Consider the following 1,151-nt stretch of genomic DNA (forward strand, 5'->3'; position numbering starts at 1 on the left):
ATGCCGCGCGCTTTTAAATAGTCGTATTGTTCGCCGTAGCCCGTCAATGCTTGCTCGCTCAACGGCTTCCTATCCCGCTGAACTTTTACGCGAATTGGACGCAGCTTAATATCGTCAGTCGGCAGCGCGCTATAGCCATACGCGTCAATTAAATATTCCTCGACCTCTTCCACCGTTTCATGTCGCAAGAATGCGAGCAGCTTGACGATATTGCCCGAAGCCCACTCGGAGTCGTACGAGCCACTATCGCTCCAGGTGCCCGCTGGATAGTCCGCATAGTCCTCCAAACGGACGAAAAAGCTCGGCGACTTATCGTAGCGAAACGGACTTGCTGCGATTAGCTTGTCGGCGTTCCACGTCGGACGCGTCCATTCGAATTTCTCAAGCTCGGAGCGAACGTCTATGTCTAACGTCTGATTTCGTAATTGAAGTGGCATAATCCGTAAGTCCTCCTCTTCTATTCCATTATACCCAAATTTCGCCTATTGTCGCAATAGTCTAACGACTAGCAAAATATGACATTAAAAGTTGAACTGGCTCGCTGCTTGTGCGCCACTATCCATTTCGCGTACAATGCCGTAATTAGGCAGATATAAAACGTTAACTTGCGTTCCCTCGCCGCCATTACGCCCCTTGCCGATTTCGATTATTCCCTCGCCGTCTAGCGAATCAATGCCGAATGTATTTGTCGCGTCCTCTAACACGGCTTTCGTTTTCTTAATCTCGGCACGCTTTGGCGCTCGCAATTCTCGACGGCCGTCCTCGTCCATATCATCGCGAACCTCTTCCGCCTGCGTAATAACATGCGCGACACAGCCCGTATTGCCAGCTAGCCTACGAATCTTCTTAGATGTATTCGCGACATCGCCGCCAGCAACTTTACTCGTGTTCGCCTCGTAATCCATAAGGTAAATCGGATCAATTAATACTATGTCCGCATTTGTCGCGCGTATGTCGGCTTCCAACTGCCTAACGTCCCTTTTATAAAAGTCTACATCATCCGCAGCTCTAAGCGTAATACTGCCCGCCAAATATTCGCCTTCTGCCAACCTTTGCAAGAATACGCGTAAACCCTCTTCGAACTCTTCCGATAATTTGCCGCTTATCAGTTGTTTGTTCTCGAATCCTACCTCGTAGTCCATTCCGCCTAT

2 pseudogenes are annotated in these 1,151 nt (G+C 49.3%); both read right to left on the reverse strand.

The features are described 5' to 3' along the window. Positions 1–437: pseudogene (locus tag MHI57_RS25000) on the reverse strand (toprim domain-containing protein); the annotation flags it as partial. An 84-nt stretch (positions 438–521) separates the two neighbouring features. Next, positions 522–1,151: pseudogene (locus MHI57_RS25005) on the reverse strand (DnaB-like helicase C-terminal domain-containing protein); the annotation flags it as partial.

Origin of the sequence: Cytobacillus sp. FSL K6-0129 (assembly GCF_038007625.1) — a bacterium.
In the GTDB taxonomy this organism is placed as follows: Bacteria; Bacillota; Bacilli; order Bacillales; family Cytobacillaceae; genus Cytobacillus; species Cytobacillus kochii.